At 43.2% G+C, this 424-nt stretch carries 1 protein-coding gene; it reads left to right on the top strand.

The genetic code is table 11. From position 1 onward, the window contains the following. The coding region (locus HC175_RS19195; protein ID WP_317172369.1) for a phosphate signaling complex PhoU family protein at positions 1 to 424 on the top strand (424 nt) is incomplete at both ends.

The following is a 424-nucleotide window of genomic DNA, read 5'->3' as shown; positions in this document are numbered from 1 at the left end:
AAAGCAACTAGTTAATGCCCGTGACGCTTTTTTCAATCATGACAGCGATCTTGCCGAAGAAGTTTTACATACAGAGAACAGGGTAAATGCGCTTGATCTCAAGATAGATCGGGATTGTGAACGCTTTATCGCTCTGCATAATCCGGTTGCCAGCGATCTTCGGTTTGTCTTAGCGCTGAGAAAGATCAATTTCGACCTGGAGCGGGTGGGAGATCATGCCTATGGGATCTCGAATTATATCGTGAAGATAGATACGCAGATCGAACCCAGACTTTTAGAAAGGATGCGGGTGGAGGAGATGTTCGCTACAGCTTTATCTATGCTTGATGATATCACCCTTGCCTACACGGAATCTGACACTAAAGTAGCCAGGAAGGTATTTAAAAAAGATAAGATCCTTAACGATATCAACATGAAATCCTTT

This window comes from Salinimicrobium oceani (genome assembly GCF_012037645.1).
Note: the sequence above shows the minus strand (reverse complement) of the source record. Positions and strands in the feature narration are given on the sequence as shown.